Source organism: Streptomyces sp. NBC_01689 (assembly GCF_036250675.1).
In the GTDB taxonomy this organism is placed as follows: domain Bacteria; phylum Actinomycetota; class Actinomycetes; order Streptomycetales; family Streptomycetaceae; genus Streptomyces.
The window spans coordinates 742,460-762,791 of sequence record NZ_CP109592.1 but is presented as its reverse complement, the minus strand read 5'-3'; the positions used below and the strand labels follow the sequence as shown (position 1 = coordinate 762,791).

Here is a 20,332-nt window from a genome sequence, read left to right as displayed (position 1 = left end):
CATGACCGACGGTGTGCGCGGGCCGCTCGACGGTCTGCTGGTGGCGGATTTCTCGCGGATCCTGGCGGGTCCGTACGCGACGATGCTGCTGGCGGACCTCGGGGCCGACGTGATCAAGGTCGAGGGCCCGGCGGGGGACGACACCCGTACCTGGACGCCACCCGTGCGGGACGGGGTGGCGACGTACTACCTGGGCGTCAACCGGGGGAAGCGGTCGGTGGTCCTCGACTTCCGTGAGCCCCGGGACGCCCGGCTCGCCAGGGAACTCGCCCGGCGGGCGGACGTGGTGATCGAGAACTTCAAGCCGGGCGGCCTGGCCCGCTACGGTCTGGACCACACCTCGGTGAGCGCGGTGAACCCGGGCGTGGTGTACGCCTCGATCAGCGGATTCGGCACGGGCCCGGGGCGGGACGTTCCCGGGTACGACCTGATGGTCCAGGCGATCTCCGGACTGATGAGCCTCACCGGCGACCCCGAGGGGCCCGCGTACCGGGCCGGCATCTCGGTGTTCGACGTGATGGCCGGGAACCACGCGGCCATCGGCATCCTGGCCGCGCTGCGGCACCGCGACAGCACCGGACGGGGTCAGCTGGTGGAGGTCAATCTGCTCTCCTCGGCGCTGACCGGGCTGGTCAACCACAGTTCCGCGTACGCCGCGGGCGGCACCGTGCCGTACCGGATGGGCAATGCCCACCCCAGTGTCTTCCCCTACGAGCCGCTGCCGACCGCCGACCGGGACCTGATCGTCACCGCGGCCAACGACGGACAGTTCCGCAGACTGTGCGAGGTGCTCGGCATCCCGGAGACGGCCGACGACCCCCGTTTCCGCCACAACGCGGACCGCACCGGGCGGCGGGAGGAACTGCGGCCGATCCTGGTGGAGCGGCTGCGGGCGCGCGGCGCGCTGGAGTGGTTCGATCTGCTGGTCGCCGCGGGCGTGCCGTGCGGGCCGATCAACACGATCGACGGCGGGTTCGCCATGGCCGAGCGCTTCGGCCTCGACCCGGTGGTCGAGGCCGGCGAGGGCGAGCGGGCGGTGCCGACGACCCGGCACCCGATCCGGTTCTCCGAGACACCGGCCGCCTACCGGCTGCCGCCGCCCGTCCTCGACGAGCACGGCGAGGACGTACGCGCCTGGCTGGAGGGCGGCCCGGACCCGCGCGAACGGACGGCGAACGGGGAGGGCGCGCGCGCTCGGAAGGAGAACGGCGAGGGCCCACGGGTGCGGACGGAGAACGGCGAGGACCCGCGGATACGGACGGAGAACGGTGATGCCTGAGTACCCGACGGCGCTCGGCGCCTCGACCCCCGACCGCATCACCCTGCTCGGCCACGACCTCGCCGAGGAGGTCATGGGCGAGGTGGGCTTCGGCGAGCTGGCGTTCTGGCTCGCGACACAGCGACGGCCGGCGAAGGGCGAGATCCGGGTCTTCGAGGCGGTGCTGGCCGCGCTCGCCGACCACGGGTTCACGCCGACCGCCATCACGGCGCGACTGACGTTCCTGTCCGCCCCCGACTCCGTCCAGGGAGCGCTCGCGGCCGGTCTGCTCGGTGGCGGTTCGCGCTTCCTGGGCGTCACCGAGGACTGCGGCAGATTCCTGCACGACGTCCTGGCCGGGGGGGAGGGCGGCCCTCCGGCCGACGACACGGAATGGGACGCGCTCGCGCTCGGCGCGGTGCGGTCCGCGCGGGAGGCGGGCCGGCTGGTTCCCGGGCTCGGGCACCACGTGCACAAACAGGGCGACCCGCGCACGCCCCGGCTGTTCCGCATCGCCGAGGAGGAGGGGCTCACCGGCCCGCACCTCTCCCTGTTCGCCGCCATCGGCCGTGTGCATCCGCAGGTGTTGGGCCGGACCCTGCCGCTCAACGGCGCCGGGGTGTGCGGGGCGGCGCTCGCGGATCTCGGCCTGCCCCTGGAGCTCCTTCGTGCCTTCGCGCTGCTCGCCCGGACCGCCGGACTCATCGGCCAGCTCGCCGAGGAACTCCGCGCTCCGGTCGCGAAGGACATCTTCCTGTCCGTGGACCTCAACAACCGGTCCGTTCCGCCGCGTCCCTACGAAGACCAGGGGAGTAGGGGGGTAGGGGAGTGAAGCAGTAGGGGAGCAGGGGCTTCGCGCGGTGCCGCGCGACCACGTCACGGCCTGGCACCACGTGATGGTCCGGCACCACGTCATCGCGCGGCATCACTCCCCGCTTGTCACATATCGGTCTTTCTTCTGGTCAATTGCCTGAAAGGTGCAAATCGAGCCGGTTCGCCGGCCCGAGCGCATCTGGAACCGAGCGCGGAGCCGGAGCGGACATCGCTCCGGCCGGCCCCTTCGGGTGGCCGCGGCGGCGCCGGCCCACCGGCCTCCCGTCTCCGTTCCGCCTTCCCCGGCTACCTGAGGATTTCGGCGATGACCAGCACGGACATGGTGACCCAAGGTGATCGGACGAGCGCGATCGAGAGGTCGGACTCGGCGATCGCGATGCTCGACGACCAGGGAACGGTGGTGGGATGGACGCGAGCCGCGGAGGGGCTGGTCGGATACTCCGCCGGTGACGTGGTGGGCCGGTCCGCGGCACTCGTCCTCCCCTCAGCCGGCAAGGCGCCGACCATTTCGGCGTTCGTCGAGCGGTGCCGTGCCCAGAACGGCTGGTCGGGGACCACGTCGGTGTGCCACAAGGACGGCCGTGTGCTCAGCGTCAGCCTCCGGATCTCGATGCTGCGGGGGCACCACGGGGCGGTCGGCTGGCTCGTGTCCCTGACCGACATCGGCAAGGTGTCCTGGGGCGCCATGAGCGAGTCCGTGCGGGAGTCGCTGCTCGCCCGCACCCCCATCGGCGTCGTCGTGCGCGACCCGGACCTGCGGTGCACCTGGGTGGACGACACGATGGAGCGCCACGACGGCGTCCCACGGGACCGGCGTCTCGGCCGCCGGTTCAACGAGGTGCTGTCCGGCGCCCAGGCGGACGTGCTCGAGACGATGATGCGGCAGGTCCTCAAGACCGGCGTCACCGGCTTCCACGAGTACCGGCTGCGCCTTCCGGCGGATCCGCGCAGGGAACACTCGTTCGCGGTGTCGATCTTCTGTCTGCTGGACGCCGACGGCCAGGTGCTGGGCGTGTGCATCATCAGCATCGATGTCACCGAGAGCCGCCGGGCGCGCGAGCGGCTCACCATTCTCAGCGAGGCGGGCACCCGTCTGGGCCGCACCCTCGACGTGATGCAGACCAGCCAGGAACTGGCCGACCTCGCCGTACCCCTGCTGGCCGACTACGTCGCCGTCGACCTGGAGCAGTCGGTCCCCTACGGTGAAGGACCGCCGGTCCGCCTCGGCTCGACCGGTGAGCGTCTCGTCTTCCGCCGCGCCGGACTCGCCTCGATCCACCGGGGGATACCGGAGTCACCCTTCGTACGCGGTGAACCGGTTCTCGTCCAGCAGGCCTCACCCTTCATGGACGTCCTGCGCACCGGGCGCTCCCACCTGGAGCCGTTCCTGGGCGACGCTCCGCACAGCTGGATCGACGAGGACCCGGTGCGGGCACGGAAGATCCGGGAGAACGGCATGCACTCCCTGATGGTGGTGCCCATCCGCGCACGGCGCGCCCTGCTCGGGGTGGTGCTGTTCATCCGGACCGAGGACCCGGGGCCGTTCCAGGACGTCGATCTGCTGCTCGCCGAGGAACTCGTCGGCCGCGCCGCGCTGTCCCTGGACAACGCCCGCCAGTACGCCCGCGAGCACACCGCTGCGCTTGCTCTCCAACGCACCCTGCTCCCGCACCGGTTGAGGGGAGGCACGGCGGTCGAGGCGGCTTCCCGCTACCTGCCCGCGGACATGGAGAACGGTGTCGGGGGCGACTGGTTCGACGTGATCCCGCTGTCCGGCGCCCGGGTCGCCCTCGTCGTCGGCGACGTCGTCGGACACGGCATCAACGCCGCCGCGAACATGGGCCGCCTCCGCACCGCCGTACACACGCTCGCCGACATGGAGCTGCCGCCGGGCGAACTGCTCGCCCACCTCGACGACACCGTCCAGCGACTGGCCGAGGAGGACGCCGACGCCTCGGACCAGCCACCCGCCGTGGTGGGCGCCACCTGTCTCTACGCCGTCTACGACCCGGTGACCCGCCGGTGTGTCATGGCTCGGGCCGGACACCCCCCGCCGGTGATCATCGACCCGCGGGGCGAGGTCACCGTCCCCGACCTGCCCACCGGAACGCCCCTCGGCACCGGGCTGGGCGTCCCCTTCGAGTCCGTGGAGCTGGAACTGCCCGAGGGGAGCCTCCTCGCGCTCTACACGGACGGCCTGGTCGAGAGCCGCGACCGGGACATCGACGTGGGCATACGGCGCCTGGGCACGGCCCTCTCACAGCCCGGCCGGTCCCTGGAGGACCTCTGCACCGGGGCTACGGAGACCCTGCGCGGGGAGACGCCGTCGGACGACGTCACGCTGCTGCTCGTCAGGACCCGCGTGCTGAGCCCCGCCCGGGTCGCCTCCTGGACCCTGCCGAGCGGCCAGAGTTCCGTCCGCGACGCCCGGCAGCTGGCGGCCCGCCAGCTGACCGAATGGGGCCTGGAACGCCTGGCGGACCCCACGAAGCTGATCGTCAGCGAACTGGTCACCAACGCCGTGCGCCACGCCACCGGCCCGGTCGGTCTGCGACTCATCCAGCACCACGTCCTGACCTGCGAAGTGACCGACGCGAGCGTCTGCTCACCGCAGCTGCTGCGCGCGGACTCCGCGGACGAGAACGGCCGCGGCCTGTTCCTGGTCGCCCAGCTGTCCCGCAGGTGGGGGACCCGCTCGGTGGCGGGCGGTAAGGTCGTCTGGGCCGAGGAGGACCTGACCGCGGGCGCTCCGCCCGCGCGGACGGGTGGCGGGCCGCCCCGACCGGGGGAGCGCCCGGAGCGCGTATCCGCGGAACGACCGGTGCGCCCGGCGCCGTCGCGAGCGTCCCGGGTACGTGTCCCCCAGCGCGAATGAGCGGGCGCGTCCGGTGACCGGCCGGATCTGGGCCGGGCGACACGCGACCACTGCTGGGACGGAGCGTCCGGCTCGTCCGGGACATGGCCGTCCGGGGGCGTCCGTCCGCGGCGACTCGGTGGCGGCCGCCGGAGTGGGGCGGCGGCCCGGCGGGGCCGTTCCGGACCGTCCGCGGTCGCCCCGGCACCGTTCGTGGTTCGCAGGGGCGAACGCCTAGCATGAGACAGAGGTACGGAAGACATGAGCCCCTGTCCCTGTCCGCGGGGTGCGCCGTGAAGGATCCGGAGATCGACTACCAGGGCATCTTCGACGCGTCACCCAGCGCGATGCTGGTGCTCACGCCCGATCTTGTCATCGTGGACGCCAACACGTCCTACCAGCGGCTGGTCGGCCGCGCACGTCACCAACTCGTTGACCGGCACGTGTTCGACGCCTTCCCGAAGGACCCGGAGGGGCCCGACGACCTCCGGGCGTCGCTGGGGCGGGTGCTGGAGACCGGCGTCCAGGACGTCGCGGGGCCGATGCGGCACGACGTCGAGGACCGCACCCGGCCCGGGGTGTTCGAGGAGCGCTACTGGAGCCCGATCAACGCCCCCGTGGTGGACGCCGAAGGAAAGATCGTGCTGGTCGTCCACCGGCTGGAGGAGATCACCGAGGTCGTGCGCGCCTGTGGTCCGGAGTCCGACGAACGGCGCCTGCGGACGCAGTTCGAGCTGTACGCGCGCTCCCGCGAGCTGCAGCAGGTCAACGACCGGCTGCGGCAGGCCAACGCGCGCGAACGCCAGGTCGCCCTGGCGCTGCAGGAGGCGATGCTCCCCGCTCCCGAGCGGCTCGACCGGCACCGCGCGGCGGTCCGCTACCGGCCGGCCGAGGACACCCTCAACGTCTGCGGGGACTGGTACGAGGTGACACAGCTCGCCTGCGGGGCGGCGGCCGTCGCGGTGGGTGACGTGGTCGGGCACGGCCTGGCGGCGGCGGGAATCATGGGCCAGCTGCGCAGCGCCCTGAGCGCCGCCATGCGCGTCGTCGACGGGCCCGCCACCGCACTCGACGGGCTCGACCTGTACGCGCGTTCCGTCGACGGCGCCCTCGCCAGTACCGCCGTGCAGACCGTCATCGACGAGGACGACCACCGGATCACGTACAGCAGCGCCGGCCACCCGCCGCCGGCCCTGGTCCACCCGGACGGCACGGTGGAGTTCCTGGACCGGGCGACGGATCCGCCCCTCGGGGCCGACCCCGAACACCGCCCCCGCCCGCAGGCCACGACCACCTACGCGGACGGCGCCGCGCTCGTCCTGTACAGCGACGGGCTGATCGAGCGCCGCCGTGAGGACATCGACCTGGGCCTGCGCCGTCTCGCCGACCATCTCGCCCGTCACCACAAGGGCGACGTCGAGGAACTGGCCGAGGAACTGACGACGTTGAGCGTCGCGACGGACGACACGGTCGTGATCGTCGTCCGACTCTGACCCGGGCTGCGACGACCCTGGCGCGGCGGTGGCCGAGAACCCCCCGTCCGGGACCGGCCGCCCGCGTCAGGGACCCGGCGACCTTGCCGGGCTGCGGCACAATGACGAGAGGCGTCCGCCGAGGCAGGTCAGGACGAGAGAGGCAGCGACGTGGTGCAGTGGCAGGGGACCAACTTCACCGTGGACGGACACGAGCCGACCAGCGCCGAGGAGTACTACCGGATCGGTCTGCACTGCTGGGACAGCGCGGAGCACCGGAACGCGGCCACCGCCTTCCTGGAGACCGCGGCGGCGGCCGGTCACAGCGCCGCCATCGAACTGCTCGGACACATCGACTACGTACAGGGACGCTACGCCAGCGCGCTGCCGCGGCTGCGGCAGAGCACCGGTTCACCGCGAGCGGCGTACTACCTCGCCACGCTGTACCACCAGGGCTGCCCCCCGGCGGGCGTCCCGCAGTCGTTCGACGAGGCGGCCCGCTGGTACCGCTCGGCGGCCCAACTGGGCGAACCCGAAGCCATGCTGGCCCTGGGGGACCTGTACCTGGAGCGGCTGCTGCCCGTGGCCCGCACGCCCGCCGAACACGCGCTGGAGCACTTCCTGGCGGCCGCCGCACGCAACCACCCGTACGGCCAGTACCGTGCGGCCGAGGTCTACCGGACCCTGTACCAGGACCCCCAGAGCGCCGCCGCGCTGTACCAGGCCTGTGTGGACAACCCGCTGACCGTACGCCACGCGCTGGGGTCGATGATGATGCTGCAGAGCCAGGCCCACCTGCGGGAGATCGCGGCGAACGGAGCGGCGGGCCTGCTGCGGCAGCGGCGCGACGCCGTCAACCCCCCGCACCACCGGGGCGACTTCTACTGAGCGCCGCACTCCATGGTGGTCAGATCCGCCAGGAGCGCAGGACCTCCGCGACGGCGTAGATCGGCAGGCGGGTCTCCCGGACCTTTCTGATCAGGTCGGACAGGCTGCCGTAGGGAGGATCGATCCCCTCGCCGGACTGGTCCATGTACTGCGCGGCGACGAAGGCGGCGAAGAGGCTGTTGCGATGGGGCAGCGGTTCGAGACGTACGACGGTGTGCAGCAGCGCCGCCGCGCGCCACGCCGTGTCGGGGTTGGACGTCTGCAGGGTCGGCATGCGCGTCTTGTGCCGCGCGACGGCCGCTACCAGGGCCGAGTAGTCGGTGACCGACACGTCCTCGGTTCCCAGGGCGGCTTCCTGGACGTCCAGCAGCCAGGAGACATCGATGTACAGGATCTCGGTCATCAGGCGGCGGCGACCCCGTCGCCACGCTGCGAGGGTGGGACCTCGTCAGGGAAGGCCTCGTCGAACTCGGCGTGCAGCTTGTCCGCCCACGAGGTGGCGCCCGCGACGAACCGCTTGCGGTGCATCTCCCGTACGCCGAGATCGTGCATGTACTGCTTCAGGCTCTTGCCCTCCGCCGAGGCGGCCGCGCGCACACCTTCCATTTCCTCGTCCGTGAACGTCACATTCAGTGATGGCATGCCCAGCATGGTACCTACCTGGTACCAGCCAGGCCAGACGAGGGGTGAAAGTCGGCCGTCCCGGGCGCCCGCCGCGGCTCCGGTGCGAGCGTCTTCAGGCCCTCGGATGCAACCGGCAGGTTGCTTGTGGCGGATCAATGTGCAACCCTGGAGTTGCATCAGAAACCAGTACGGACGGAGATTCCCCATGAGCGAGGACCGCATCGAACGCGAGACCCTGATCGAGGCATCCCTGGAACGGGTCTGGGAACTGGTGGCCCAGCCCGGGTTCTGGGTGGCCGACAAGGCGAGCCTTCCCGGCACCGTCGCCAGGGAAGGGGAGTCGCTGATCGCGAAGAACGCCGAGCACGGGGACTTCCCGGTACGTGTGGAGAAGGTCGATCCGCCGACGTATCTGGCGTACCGCTGGACCAGCGCGTTCCCCGGGCAGGAGCTGCGCGAGGACAACAGCACCCTCGTGGAGTTCACGTTGACCCGGGAAGGGGACCGGACGCGGCTGCGGGTCGTGGAGAGCGGATTCGCGACGCTGGCCGGATCCGAGGAACTGCGCGCCCAGAACCTGAAGGACCACACCGAGGGCTGGCCCCTGGAACTCGGCGCGCTCAAGACGCGTGCCGAACAGCCCTCCGCGTGACCCAGGAACGTCCCGGCGCGGCAGGGAACGTCGACAGCGTCTTCGTCGCGCTCGCCGACCCGACACGGCGCCACCTGCTCGAACTGCTCGCCGCGCGGGGCGAGGCCACCGCGACGACCCTCGCCGAGGAGCTTCCCGTCTCGCGCCAGGCGGTGGTCAAGCACCTGTCCGTCCTGGACGCCGCGGGACTGGTCACCGGTGGCAGGGTCGGACGCGAGGTGCGCTACGCGGTACGGCCCGCGGCGCTGAGCACCACGGCCCGCTGGATGGCGGCGCTCGCCGCCGACTGGGACCGGAGGCTGGCCGACATCAAGCACCGTGCCGAGGCGGCGGAGCGGGCGGCGGGGGAGGGGGCGGGCGGCGGAGCCGTCCCGCCACCCGACGCCCGGGACACGCCCTGACCGGTCGTCGGACCGGGACAGGTGCCCGGCGGTCCTCGGACCGGAGGTGTCCCGGACGAGGCCGGGGCCGGAGCCGGGACACGCGAGGAGGGCTCGACGGCCGAAGGGTCACCCCGTCCGACGGGGTGACCCTTCGGCCATATGTGCTCCTGGGGCCGTGGGCGCGTTTCGATCTACGCTGTCCGTGGCGACTGCGAACGGGGAAGCACGCGTCCGGCGGTCGCGATCTGCTGTTCGGTGGTCCGTGCGCCCGTGGTCCGCGCGCCCGCGGGTGTGTGCCCGCGGCCCGTGGGCGTGCGGTCCATGTGCGTGCGGTCCGTGGTTCGGTTCGGCGTCGAGGGAGGCCGCTCGTGGCCAGCGCGTTTCAGGAGCGCAAGCTCAAGGGGATGTTCGCCGCGTTCGACGCGGACGGGGACGGCTACCTGCGCGAGGACGACTTCACGGCGCTCGTCGCCCGCTGGAGCCGACTCCCGGCGGTGGGGCCCGGAACGCCCCTGCGGGCGCGCGTCGAGACGTTGCTGATGGGCTGGTGGGACGCGCTCCTGGAGGCCGGGAACGCCCACGGGGACGGCACCGTCGACCTGGGTGAACTGCTCACCCTCGTCGACCGGTTGCCCACCCTGTCCGACGCCGTCACCGCGACCGCGGACACCGTGTTCGACGCCGTCGACGCCAATGGTGACGGCCGTATCTCCCCGGAGGAGCACCGCAGGCTCGTCGAGACCTGGAACGGACGGCCCGTCGACATGACCGGCGTCTTCGAACGGCTCGACCGGAACGGCGACGGCCATCTCGACCGCGAGGAGTTCGCGTCCCTCTGGCACCAGTTCTGGACCAGCGACGACCCGACGGAGCCGGGCAACTGGCTCTGCGGCCGCTTCCCCGGCTAGCGGCTGTTCCGGATATCCGTACCGCGCCGCCCCGCGCCGCCCGGGGCAGGTCGGCCCTGATCCGGCCCGGCGTCGAGGGGCACGGACGACGGCAGGCAGCCAAGTGCGCCCCACGCGGCGGACGTTGCGGCCCGGCTCTACGATCCGGTGATGACGCACGTCCGTGGCCCCGCCCGCATTCCGGGGCGGGGCCTGTCGACGTGCTCCGGCGGGTGAGGAACCGGGACCGCCGCTGACCGGCGCCCGCGGGGGATGCGGCGTCGGCGCAGCCTCCGGTGTGAGCGGCTTCGGCGCCGATGCCGGAGGCGACCCGCGCCACCGGCGGCAGCGTCCGCGTCGGCTCCGGCACGGGCGCGTCCGCACCGGAACGGCCCGGTGCGTCACACCCGCACGGTGTTCCGGCTGCGGCCGTCGGACGCGCGGAGCCGCCGCCGCCGGCGGCGGCGATCTCGCCCGCCCGAACTCTTCCCGGATTCAAGGGTATTGACGTGAAGCTGGTCTAGTCCATACCGTCATCGCTCGTCGGATGTTCACGTGGCGGAATCGATGACAACCACGTGAACCGCCTTCGCGTCCCCGATGCTCCACTCACGGCACCCCCCCCGCATCATCGCGCCCCCTCGCGCTCATGACAGGAGCCGTCTTGTGATCAGATCCGCCGTCCGAGCCCTCGCCACCGCCCCCGCCGTCCTCGCCCTGGCCGCCACCGCCGTCGTCGCCGCCGGCGGCTCCGCGAGCGCCGCCGCCAACCCCGGGCCCGGCTTCCCCGCGCACTACGCCGCGCCGTACGTCGAGACCTGGAACTCGCCCTCGGCCATGACCAACGCCCGCAACGCGACGGGCCTCAAGTACTTCACGCTCGCCTTCGTGATCGACGGCGGCGGCTGCAACGCCATGTTCAACGGGGACACGCCGGTCACCGACTCCGGCTGGACCTCCGCGATCAACTCGCTACGGAGCGCGGGCGGCGACGTGATCGCCTCCTTCGGTGGCGCCTCAGGCGTCGAAGAGGCCCAGGCCTGTACCAGCGTGGCCTCGCTCAAGGCCCAGTACAAGAAGGTCATCGACACCCTCAACCTCACCCGTGTCGACTTCGACATCGAGGGCGGCGCGATCGCCGACACCGCCGCCAACGACCGCCGCAACAAGGCGCTCGCGCAGCTCCAGCAGGAGTACGCCGCCGCGGGGCGCAAGCTCGACGTCCAGTACACCCTGCCGGCCATGCCGAACGGGCTGGACGGCAACGGGACGAAGCTGCTGTCCAACGCCAAGAGCAACGGGCTCGACGTCAACCTCGTCAACATCATGACGATGGACTACTACGACGGAACCCGGGACATGGGCAAGGCGGCCACCGACGCGGCGACGGCCCTGCGCGGTCAACTCGGCGCCATCTGGCCGGAGAAGTCCGACGCGCAGCTGTGGGCGATGGAGGGCAACACCCCGATGATCGGGGTCAACGACGACACCAGCGAGATCTTCACCACCGGGAACGCCACGACGCTCGCCAACTTCGCCAAGTCCAAGGGCATCCAGGAACTCGCGTTCTGGGCACTCGGCCGCGACAAGGCGTGCGCCACGAACGGGCAGCTCTCCGACACCTGCAGCGGCACGCCGCAGAGCGCCTGGCAGTTCTCCAGCACGTTCAACTCCGTGACCGGCGGGACCACCCCGCCGCCGCCCACCGGTTCCACCGGACAGATCACCGGCCTCGGCGGCAAGTGCGTGGACGTCGCCTCGGCGAGCAGCGCGAACGGCACCGCCGTCCAGATGTACGACTGCAACGGCACCACCGCGCAGCAGTGGACGGTCGGTTCCGACAACACCGTCCGCAGCCTCGGCAAGTGCATGGACCTCACCGCGGCGGGCACCGCCAACGGCACCAAGGTCCAGCTCTACGACTGCAACGGCACCGGTGCTCAGGTCTGGCAGCGCGGCAGCGGTGACACCCTGGTGAACCCCGTGTCCGGCAAGTGCCTGGACGTCACCGACAAGTCGACGGCGAACGGGGCCCGGCTGCAGATCTGGACCTGCGCCGGTGGCACCAACCAGCAGTTCCACCTCCCCGCCTGACGGGAGGGGCAGGCCCGTCGCCGCCCGGCACACCACGTGTGTGCCGGGCGGCGGCGTCCCGGGACCCGTTCCCGCAGGGCCGGACGGGGTGTCAGGGTGGGACAGGGCGGTGACCCGGAGGTGCGTAGGCCGCAGACCGGCTGCTGTGCGTCGGGCCCGGCGTACAGCCCGCGTCGGGCTCGCCACCGGCGGCCGTCGGGCGGTGCGGGCGTCAGCTCCGCGGGTGCTCGTGGAGCAGCGCGTCGATGGAGACGGTCAGGTCCTCCGTGAAGCGCTCCACACTCATCTCCGCCAGCGACCCGGCCTTGATCACATACCGGCTGAAGGTCACGCCGACCAGCAGGGCGGCCATGAACGGGACCCGGTGCTCCAGCGCGTGCGCGCCGAGCAGCCGACGGTAGGTCTCGTCGGTGCGCTGCTGCATGGCGATGTACAGCTTCGCGGCGGCGTGCTCGTCGTCCGTGGCGCTGCGCATCAGGGCGACGAAGGTGTCGGTGTCCTCGGGGTCCTCCAGGCGGCGGACGAACTCCCGGGCGATGCGGGCGGCCAGGGGCTCGCCGGAGTCCTCCGCGAGGTCCTCGACGGAGCGGGTGCCCGGAACCGCCGCGAGAAACAGCTTCTCCTTGCTGCCGAAGTGCCGCAGCACCAGTCCGTGGGTGACTCCGGCCCGCCGGGCGATGTCACGCAGCGTGGCACGGTTGTAGCCGCGCTCGGCGAAGGCGCGGGCCGCGGCGTCGAGGATGACGCGACGGTGCAGTTCCGGGTCGCGGACGCGACGGGGGCGGGCGGGCGGAGTCTGTGCGGTGGCCATACGGGGAATCTACCGCCGCACCCCCGGACCTCTGGTGACCGCTTGGTCATTTGTGTGGCATCAGGCTACCCTCTCTAATGACCGTGTGGTCAATAGAGACTCGCGCGCCGCACACAAGGAGACCGATCGCTGTGACCGTCACCCCTCCGTCGCCTTCACCGGGGCGCTCCGACCGGCAGGTCGTGATCGTGGGAGGCGGCCCGGTGGGGCTCTGGCTCGCCCACGAACTCGCCGTGGCCGGTGTGAACCCCCTCGTCCTCGAACGCGCGCCTCGGCGCAGTCCCCACTCCAAGGCGCTCGGACTCCAGCCGCGCACCATCGAAGTGCTGGCGCTGCGCGACCGGCACCGGGACGTGATCGCCGGCGGCCGCCCGCTGCCGAACTGGCATTTCGGCATGCTCGAGTCACGTGTGGACTTCCGTGACCTGCCGACCGCCTTCCCGTATCTGCTGGCCCAGCCGCAGTCGGTCACCGAGCGGCTGCTGGAGGGTTACGCCACCCAACTGGGCGTGGAGATCAGGCGCGGCCACGACGTCGTCTCGCTGACGCAGGACGACGGATCGGTGACCGTGGGGGTGCACGGGCCCGACGGCGCCTACACGGTCGACGCCGAGTACGCCGTCGGCGCGGACGGCGCCCGCAGTGTGGTGCGCCAGGAGGCCGGCATCGACTTCCCGGGCTCCGGCACGACCGCGTACGGCTTCCTCGGCGAGGTGATCCTCGACCGACCGCCGCTGACCCCCGGATTCACCGCCCTCAACGAAGCGGGACGCCTCCTCGTCGTGCCCCTGCCCGACGGACGGTTCCGTGTCACCGGATACGACCCGCGCCACCAGACCCGTGAACCGATGACGCTGGACGAGCTGCGAGACGCCTCGACACGCATCGCGGGCACCGACTTCGGGATGCGCGACCCGTCGTGGCTGTCCCGTTTCGGCAACGCGACGCGCCTGGCGGCCGGTTACCGCGCCGGCCGGGTCCTGCTGGCCGGGGACGCCGCGCACATCCACTGGCCGGCCGGCGGCGTCGGTCTCAACGTGGGCCTCCAGGACGCCATGAACCTCGGCTGGAAGCTGGCCGCGGTGGTACAGGGCCGCGCCGGCGAGCACCTCCTGGACACCTACCACGCGGAACGCCATCCGATCGGCAGGGAGCTCGCCGAGCACACCCTCGCGCAGACCGCCCTCATCGTCGGTCTGAACCCCGAGGTCACGGCACTGCGCGCCCTGTTGAGCGAGGCTCTCGCGGGCGTCCGCGCCTTGTCCGACCTGCTCGCCGGCAAGCTCTCCGGGCTCGACATCGCCTACCCGCCCGCCGACGCCGGAGCACACCCCCTGACCGGTGTCCGCGCCTACGATCCCGAGGGCGAAGGGGTGTTCCCGCTGCTGTACGACGGTCGCGCCGTGCTGCTGACGACAGGGGAGGGGCCGGTGCACGCGGGCGTGGCCGAGCGGGCGAGGAGGGCCGGTGTCTCCGTCCACCCCAGCCGTCTCGCCGCGACCGGCGGCCCGGCCTGGTCCCAGGTCACCGGGGCCCTCGTCCGGCCCGACGGTCACGTGTGGTGGGCGACCGGGACACACGGTTCGACCGCGGAGTTCACGGCGGAGGTCGGCAAGGCACTCGACGAGCTGGGCGTGGTCTTCTAGGGAAGCCGGCACGGTCCGTGTTCCCTTCCTCGTGCTGACCGCGACGACGGCTCTGGCCCGGTTCCTCCGCGGCGCCCTCACCGCGGCCACCACCGCGTCCCGGCGATCGTCGCCGGAGGAGGACGCTTCGGGCGGGCGCACCGGGACCCCGTGAGGTCGGGTGGAGTGACGGATCCCCTCGCCTATGGCAAGCACCCGATCGAATAGTGGCCACACCTGACCGTTTATGACCGCTTCCGTTAAGACGGTTTGGGTCCGTGCGCGAGCCATGCAGGATAGGGGCGTGGTAGGCAACCTCCCGGTCATGACGACCAGCTTCGTCGGGCGCGACAGTGAACTCGACACGGTCAGAACGGCGTTGACCCGGCATCGAGCGGTCACCCTCACCGGCGGCGGCGGTGTGGGCAAGAGCCGACTGGCGCTGCGTGTCGCGGAGCAGGTGCGGGATCTGTACGCCGACGGCGTCTGGTGGATCGACCTGTCCAATCTCTACGACGACCGGTTGTTCACCGCCACGGTCTGCGACGCCGTCGACCTCCTCGACCACAATCCGCGCACCCCGATCGAGGCGCTGCGCGAATGGCTGACGGGACAGCAGGTCCTGCTCGTCTTCGACTGCTGTGAACGGGTGCTGGCCTCCTGCCGGTCCCTGGTGAGTGAACTCCTGCTGGTGGCACCGCGGTCGACCGTGCTCGCCACCAGCAGGAAGCCCCTCGGTGTCCAGGACGAGCAGCGGATCGACGTGGCTCCGCTCTCCACCGAGGACGGCGGCGGAGACGCGGTGCGGCTGTTCCGTGAGCGCTGTGCCACGGCCGCGCCCGAACTGGCCCTCGACACCCCCGCCTCCATCGCGGCCGTGGCCGCCATCTGCCGTCGCCTGGAAGGAATCCCGCTCGCCGTCGAACTCGCCTGCGCGCGCCTGCGGGAGAGCAGCCTCACGGAGATCGCCGAACGCCTCGGCTCACGGCTCGACACCCTCGTGGACGAGACGGCGTGGCCCAAGCGTCACCGGGCCCTGCGCACGGCGATCGGCTGGAGCCACGAACTGTGCTCCCCGCTCGAGCGCCTGCTGTGGGCCAGACTCTCCGTCTTCCGCGGCCCTGTCGAGGTCGCTGACGCCGAGTCGGTCTGCGCGGGCGGCCCGCTCGCCGCCCACGACATCCCCCGGCTCCTGGACCGGCTGGCCGACCAGTCCGTCCTGCAACGGGTGGACACGCGTTACCGCATGCTGGACACGCTGTGCGAGTACGGTGCCATGTGGCTGACGGAACTCGGCGAGGAGACCACCCTCGTCCGCCTCCACGCCGCGCACTTCGCGACGATGCTGGCCGAGGCCGAAGCGGGCTGGCTCAGCGGCCAGCAGGTCGCCTGGTACGCGCGGATCTCCGCCGGCCACGCCGACATCCGCGCCGCACTCGACCACCTCATCGAGGAGGACGGGGAGGCGGCCGTCGAAATGGCCGGCCGGACCGGGCTGTTCTGGCCCTGCTGCGGACACCTTCACGAATCCCGCGACTATCTCGAACGGGCCCTGGCCCTCGACACGCCCAAGGGGCCGTCCCGCACTCGCGCACTCTGGGCCCTGGGCATCACCCTCACCCTCCAGGGCGACCACGCGACGGCCCTGCGCGTCGGAGAGGACTGCGCCGAGGCCGCACGTGAGGACGGCACCCCGCAGTCCGCGCTCTTCGCCGCCCACACCCTCGGACTCACCCACCTGATGGCGGGCCGCCCCCAGGCGGCGTACGACGTGAGCGACCACGCCCTGATCACCCGCGGTACATCGCCCCCGTCAGGGGCGCCGCAGCTCTGCTGCATGGTGATCCGGACGTTCGCCCACTCCGCGCTGGGCCGACTGGCCGAGGCCTACGAGGCGGCCATCGGCCTGCGCCGCCTCAGCGTCCGCTACGGCGAGCACTGGGCGCGGTCGTACGCGTTCCACCAACTCGCCTACATAGACCTCCTCCAAGGGCGCGCGCACGACGCCGAACTGCACGCCAGAGCCATGCTCACCAGCAAGCACAACCTCAACGACAACCTCGGCATCGCGCTGGCCCTCGACCTCCTCACCGGGGCCAACGCGGCTCAGGGCAACGGCATCGGGGCGGCCCGTACCTCCGGCACCGGGAACTCGTACTGGCGGATGCTCGGCCACCCGAACCGCGGCACACCCGAACTCGCCGAGGTCCGTGACCAATGGGAGCTGCAGGCCCGTACGGCCGCCGGGGACGACGCCTACGACCGGGCATTCCGCGACGCGTTGAACCGCGATGCCGAACTGGGCCTCGCCCTCGTGCTGCAGGGGCCGGCACCCTCCTGACCCTGGCGTTCGCCGTACGGGGAGCCGTGCGGCCCGCCGGTGAACCCGGGTCGGGCCGGCGGGGGGACCGGAAGGGCGACGCGTCGGCCGGCGGTGTCGACGGCCTCTTGACCTTGGCGTGGGCATGCCCGAGGGTGTGGTGGCCGGGACGCCATCGCACAGGAGCCGCATGTGAGACGTTTCAGAACACAAGTCGCCGTCGTCGCAACGGTCATGGCCGCACTGGCCGCACTGGCCGACGGATCGGGAGCCGCGGCCGCGGCCGCTAAGACAACGTTGTCCACGCCGGAAAGCGCCCAACTGGTCGACGACCCGACCGAGTTCGTCGATCCGCTCATCGGAACCGGCAACGGCGGGGCGTCCGTCGGGGAGATCAACAACTTCCCCGGCCCGTCCACCCCGTTCGGCATGATGCAGTTCTCGCCCGACACCGAGGGCTCGTACGCCGGTTACCAGTACCACAGCAGCAGGATCAAGGGATTCAGCCTCGACCACGCGTCGGTCGGCTGCACCGCGTTCGGCGACGTGCCGCTGCTGCCGGTCGCCGGCGACGTGGGCGGCGCACCGTGGGACCGCACGGAGCCGTTCACGCACCTGGACGAGAAGGCCGAGGCCGGCTACTACGCCGTCACCACCGGCGACGACGCGAAGGTCCGTACCGAGCTCACGGCCACCACCCGCACCGGCCTCGCCTCGTTCACCTTCCCCGCCGACACCGGGAGGAAGGCGCAGGTCCTGGTCAAGGGCGGCGGCAGCCTGGCCGGCGACAAGAAGGCCGATCTGACGATCTCGGGCGACCGGGAACTCACCGGATCCGCGACCACGGGGAACTTCTGCGGCAAGGGCAACGAGTACACCGTGCACTACGCGATCACCTTCGACCGTCCCTTCGTCGCCCACGGCACCTGGGACGGCAAGGCGGTGACCGAGGGCGGCGACTCGGTGGACGCTCCCAGGGCGGGCGCCTATCTGACCTTCGACGCCGGTGCGGACCGCACGGTCCGCGCGAAGGTCTCCATGTCGTACGTGTCGGTCGCCGGTGCCCGTGCCAACATGGCCGCGGAGGTACCGGGCTGGAGCCTGGACGACGTGCGCGCGCGGACCCGGGACCAGTGGAAGCAGGCCCTGCGCAAGATACGTGTCGGGGGCGGCGAGACCGGCGAGAGGAAGATGTTCTACACGTTCCTCTACCACTCGCTGATGCACCCGAACACCTTCGACGACGCCGACGGCCGCTACATCGGTTTCGACGACAAGGTCCGCACGCTGCCCGAGGGACGCACGCAGTACGCCAACTTCTCCGACTGGGACACCTACCGCTCGCTCGCCCCGTTGCAGGCGATGCTGTTCCCGGAACAGGCCAGTGACATGGCGCAGTCGCTCGTCCACGACGCCGAACAGGGCGGGTGGTGGCCCCGGTGGCCGCTCGCGAACGACTACACGGGCCAGATGACCGGCGACAACTCCGTCCCGCTGATCGCGAACCTGTACGCCTACGGCGCACGCGACTTCGACCTCAAGAGCGCGCTGGCCCACCTCGTCAAGGGCGCCACCTCGGTGGACCACACGCCGGGCGCCTATCAGGAGCGGCCGGGCGTCGAGGACTACATGGAGCGCGGCTACGCGAACAACAGCACCGTACGCGGGGACCACGCCCGCGTGGGCGCCTCGGTCACCCTCGAATGGGCGATCGACGACTTCGCCATCGCGCGACTGGCGCACGCCGCCGGTGACCACGACACGGCCCGCACCTTCACCCGTCGCGGCCAGAACTGGCAGAACATCCTCAACCCGGCGACCGGCTACCTGTCTCCGCGCGGAGAGGACGGCCTCTTCCCGGACGGGCCCGGTTATCAGCCCCCGCCACCGGGCCGGTTCGGTCAGGACGGGTTCGACGAGGGCAACGCCGCGCAGTACAACTGGCTGGTCCCGCAGAACACCGCCGGTCTGATTCAGGCGATGGGCGGCCGCGAGGCCACGGCAAAGCGGCTCGACGCCTTCTTCGGAAAGCTCAACGCCGGGCCCAACGAGCCCTACATGTGGGCCGGGAACGAGGTCGACTTCGGGGTGCCGTGGGTCTACAACCACCTGGGCCGGCCGTGGCGGACGCAGGAGGAGGTCCGGTCGATCGCGACAGGCCTCTTCAGCCCGACCCCTGACGGCGAGCCGGGCAACGACGACCTGGGAGCCCAGTCCTCCTGGTACGTCTGGGCCGCCGTCGGCCTCTACCCGGCCACACCGGGCACCGCCGACCTGTCGGTGCACAGCCCGCTCTTCCCGCGCGTGGTCATCGATCTGCCGGGCCGCGGAAGGGACTTGGACATCCGCGCGCCCCGCGCGGCGGCGAACACGCTCTACGTGCACGGGCTGCGCCTGGACGGCCGCGACCACGAGTTCACGTATCTGCCGGAGTCGGTGGTGACGCGGGGCGGCCGACTGGACTTCGACCTGTCCGCCGTACCGGACAGGACCTGGGCCACCTCCGCGAAGGCGGCGCCGCCCTCCTACCGCGACGGTGAGCAGGACTTCCTGGCGTACCCGGCCCGGAACCAGGTGACCGCGGAGCCGGGCGGTGCCGGTACGAAGCTCACAGTGCACGGGCAGCGACTGGCCGGACACGACCGCGCCCTGACGGTCGCCGCGGACGCTCCGGCGGGCCTTACCGTCACCGGGGGCAGGATGAACCTGGATCCGCACACGGGTTCCGGCAGTGCCGAGCTGACGGTGAGGGCCGCGGCCGCGACCGCACCGGGTTACTACCAGGTCCCGTTCACGGTCCGTGGCCGCGGGGGCGACACCGTGCACCGCACGGCGATCGTCCTGGTGGCCGAGGAGGGAGGCGTCACCGCGGCCCTCGGCGACGCGTTCACGACCGTGGGTGTGTCGAGCGACGGGACACCGGTCGAGGCCGACTTCGACGGCGCGGGCAACAGCTACTCGCGGCAGGCGCTGGCCGCGGCCGGCCTCGAGGGCGGTGCGAGCGTGGAGGTCTCCGGAACGAGGTTCGTCTGGCCCGGCGCTCCCGCGGGCCGCCCGGACAGCGTCACGGCGGACGGCCAGCGGCTCGACCTCGCCGGCGGCAGCCAGGGCGCCGACCGGCTGGTCTTCGTCGGCTCGGCGACGAACGGGGACCGCAGGGCGAGTGCGACGGTCACCTTCACCGACGGCAGCACCGCACCGGCGGATCTGTCCTTCGGCGACTGGACCCGGCCGGGCGGCGGCACCGAACCTGTCTTCGGCAACTCCGTGGTGGCGAGGACGGGGTACCGCAACACCCCGAACGGCAAGGGCGACCCGGTGTTCGTCTTCGCCACCCGGCCGTACGAGGTGCCGGAGGGCAAGCAGATCAAGTTCGTGACCCTGCCGAAGGAGGGGGACCTGCACCTCTTCGCGCTGGGTCTCGGCTGAACCCCGCCCGCGGGCCGGAGAGCGACCACCTCCGGCCCGCGGGCGTTCCACCGCGCGCCCGCGCGGCGCCGGCCGTGGCCGTGCCTCCTCGTGCGCGGCCGTCGAGCGCAGGGTGACGAACGGACCCTCCCGGCGCGACCACCTCGGTGAGGTCGTCGCGGCACGAACCGCGCCGGAGTCCCGTCGACCCCGCCACCGTCC

Annotated in this window: 15 protein-coding genes; 12 read left to right on the top strand and 3 right to left on the bottom strand. The window is 71.8% G+C overall.

The window, feature by feature from the left end:
- Position 1: 1 nt before the first annotated feature.
- The 5 genes from OG776_RS03010 to OG776_RS02990 all read left to right on the top strand — a co-directional run bounded on the left by OG776_RS03010 (position 2) and on the right by OG776_RS02990 (position 7,306).
- Positions 2-1,279, top strand: a complete 1,278-nt coding sequence (locus OG776_RS03010) for a CaiB/BaiF CoA transferase family protein (RefSeq protein ID WP_329318684.1) — start codon at positions 2-4, stop codon at positions 1,277-1,279.
- A complete protein-coding gene (locus OG776_RS03005; protein ID WP_329318682.1) occupies positions 1,272-2,090 on the top strand; it encodes a citryl-CoA lyase in 819 nt (272 codons plus the stop codon). The genes OG776_RS03010 and OG776_RS03005 overlap by 8 nt, the downstream gene beginning before the upstream one ends.
- 306 nt (positions 2,091-2,396) lie before the next feature.
- Complete coding sequence (locus OG776_RS03000) at positions 2,397-4,967, top strand: SpoIIE family protein phosphatase (protein ID WP_329318680.1); 2,571 nt, start codon at positions 2,397-2,399, stop codon at positions 4,965-4,967.
- A gap of 272 nt (positions 4,968-5,239) precedes the next feature.
- Complete coding sequence (locus OG776_RS02995) at positions 5,240-6,439, top strand: PP2C family protein-serine/threonine phosphatase (protein WP_148014988.1); 1,200 nt, start codon at positions 5,240-5,242, stop codon at positions 6,437-6,439.
- Between the two features lie 150 nt (positions 6,440-6,589).
- On the top strand, positions 6,590-7,306 hold the full coding sequence (locus OG776_RS02990) for a tetratricopeptide repeat protein (protein ID WP_329318678.1): 717 nt from the start codon (positions 6,590-6,592) through the stop codon (positions 7,304-7,306).
- A gap of 19 nt (positions 7,307-7,325) precedes the next feature.
- Here OG776_RS02990 and OG776_RS02985 read toward each other — a convergent pair whose 3' ends face one another.
- Both OG776_RS02985 and OG776_RS02980 read right to left on the bottom strand, forming a co-directional pair.
- Positions 7,326-7,709: a toxin Doc gene (locus tag OG776_RS02985; protein WP_148014990.1), complete on the bottom strand. Its 384-nt coding sequence runs from the start codon at positions 7,707-7,709 to the stop codon at positions 7,326-7,328.
- A complete protein-coding gene (locus OG776_RS02980; RefSeq protein WP_168533035.1) occupies positions 7,709-7,948 on the bottom strand; it encodes a hypothetical protein in 240 nt (79 codons plus the stop codon). Before OG776_RS02980 ends, OG776_RS02985 begins: the two co-directional genes overlap by 1 nt.
- A gap of 187 nt (positions 7,949-8,135) precedes the next feature.
- On the opposite strand from OG776_RS02980, the gene OG776_RS02975 reads away from it, so the two are divergent.
- The 4 genes from OG776_RS02975 to OG776_RS02960 all read left to right on the top strand — a co-directional run bounded on the left by OG776_RS02975 (position 8,136) and on the right by OG776_RS02960 (position 11,946).
- Complete coding sequence (locus OG776_RS02975; RefSeq protein WP_329318674.1) at positions 8,136-8,582, top strand: SRPBCC domain-containing protein; 447 nt, start codon at positions 8,136-8,138, stop codon at positions 8,580-8,582.
- Positions 8,579-8,983 carry an ArsR/SmtB family transcription factor gene (locus OG776_RS02970; RefSeq protein ID WP_329318672.1) on the top strand — a complete coding sequence of 135 codons (405 nt, stop codon included), beginning with the start codon at positions 8,579-8,581 and terminating at the stop codon, positions 8,981-8,983. The genes OG776_RS02975 and OG776_RS02970 overlap by 4 nt, the downstream gene beginning before the upstream one ends.
- Before the next feature lie 350 nt (positions 8,984-9,333).
- A complete protein-coding gene (locus tag OG776_RS02965; protein ID WP_148014868.1) occupies positions 9,334-9,873 on the top strand; it encodes an EF-hand domain-containing protein in 540 nt (179 codons plus the stop codon).
- A gap of 645 nt (positions 9,874-10,518) precedes the next feature.
- A complete protein-coding gene (locus OG776_RS02960) occupies positions 10,519-11,946 on the top strand; it encodes an RICIN domain-containing protein (RefSeq protein WP_329318669.1) in 1,428 nt (475 codons plus the stop codon).
- Positions 11,947-12,157: 211 nt separating this feature from the next.
- On the opposite strand, the gene OG776_RS02955 is transcribed toward OG776_RS02960, so the two are convergent.
- Entirely contained in the window at positions 12,158-12,757 is a 600-nt protein-coding gene (locus OG776_RS02955; protein ID WP_148007285.1) for a TetR/AcrR family transcriptional regulator, read from the bottom strand.
- A 131-nt stretch (positions 12,758-12,888) separates the two neighbouring features.
- Between OG776_RS02955 and OG776_RS02950 the strand changes: the two genes are divergently transcribed.
- From OG776_RS02950 to OG776_RS02940, 3 genes are all read left to right on the top strand, one after another.
- Entirely contained in the window at positions 12,889-14,403 is a 1,515-nt protein-coding gene (locus OG776_RS02950) for an FAD-dependent monooxygenase (RefSeq protein WP_329318667.1), read from the top strand.
- Between the two features lie 304 nt (positions 14,404-14,707).
- Positions 14,708-16,723: an ATP-binding protein gene (locus tag OG776_RS02945; RefSeq protein ID WP_329318665.1), complete on the top strand. Its 2,016-nt coding sequence runs from the start codon at positions 14,708-14,710 to the stop codon at positions 16,721-16,723.
- 171 nt (positions 16,724-16,894) lie between these two features.
- Positions 16,895-20,131 carry a GH92 family glycosyl hydrolase gene (locus OG776_RS02940; RefSeq protein ID WP_329318663.1) on the top strand — a complete coding sequence of 1,079 codons (3,237 nt, stop codon included), beginning with the start codon at positions 16,895-16,897 and terminating at the stop codon, positions 20,129-20,131.
- Positions 20,132-20,332: the final 201 nt, after the last annotated feature.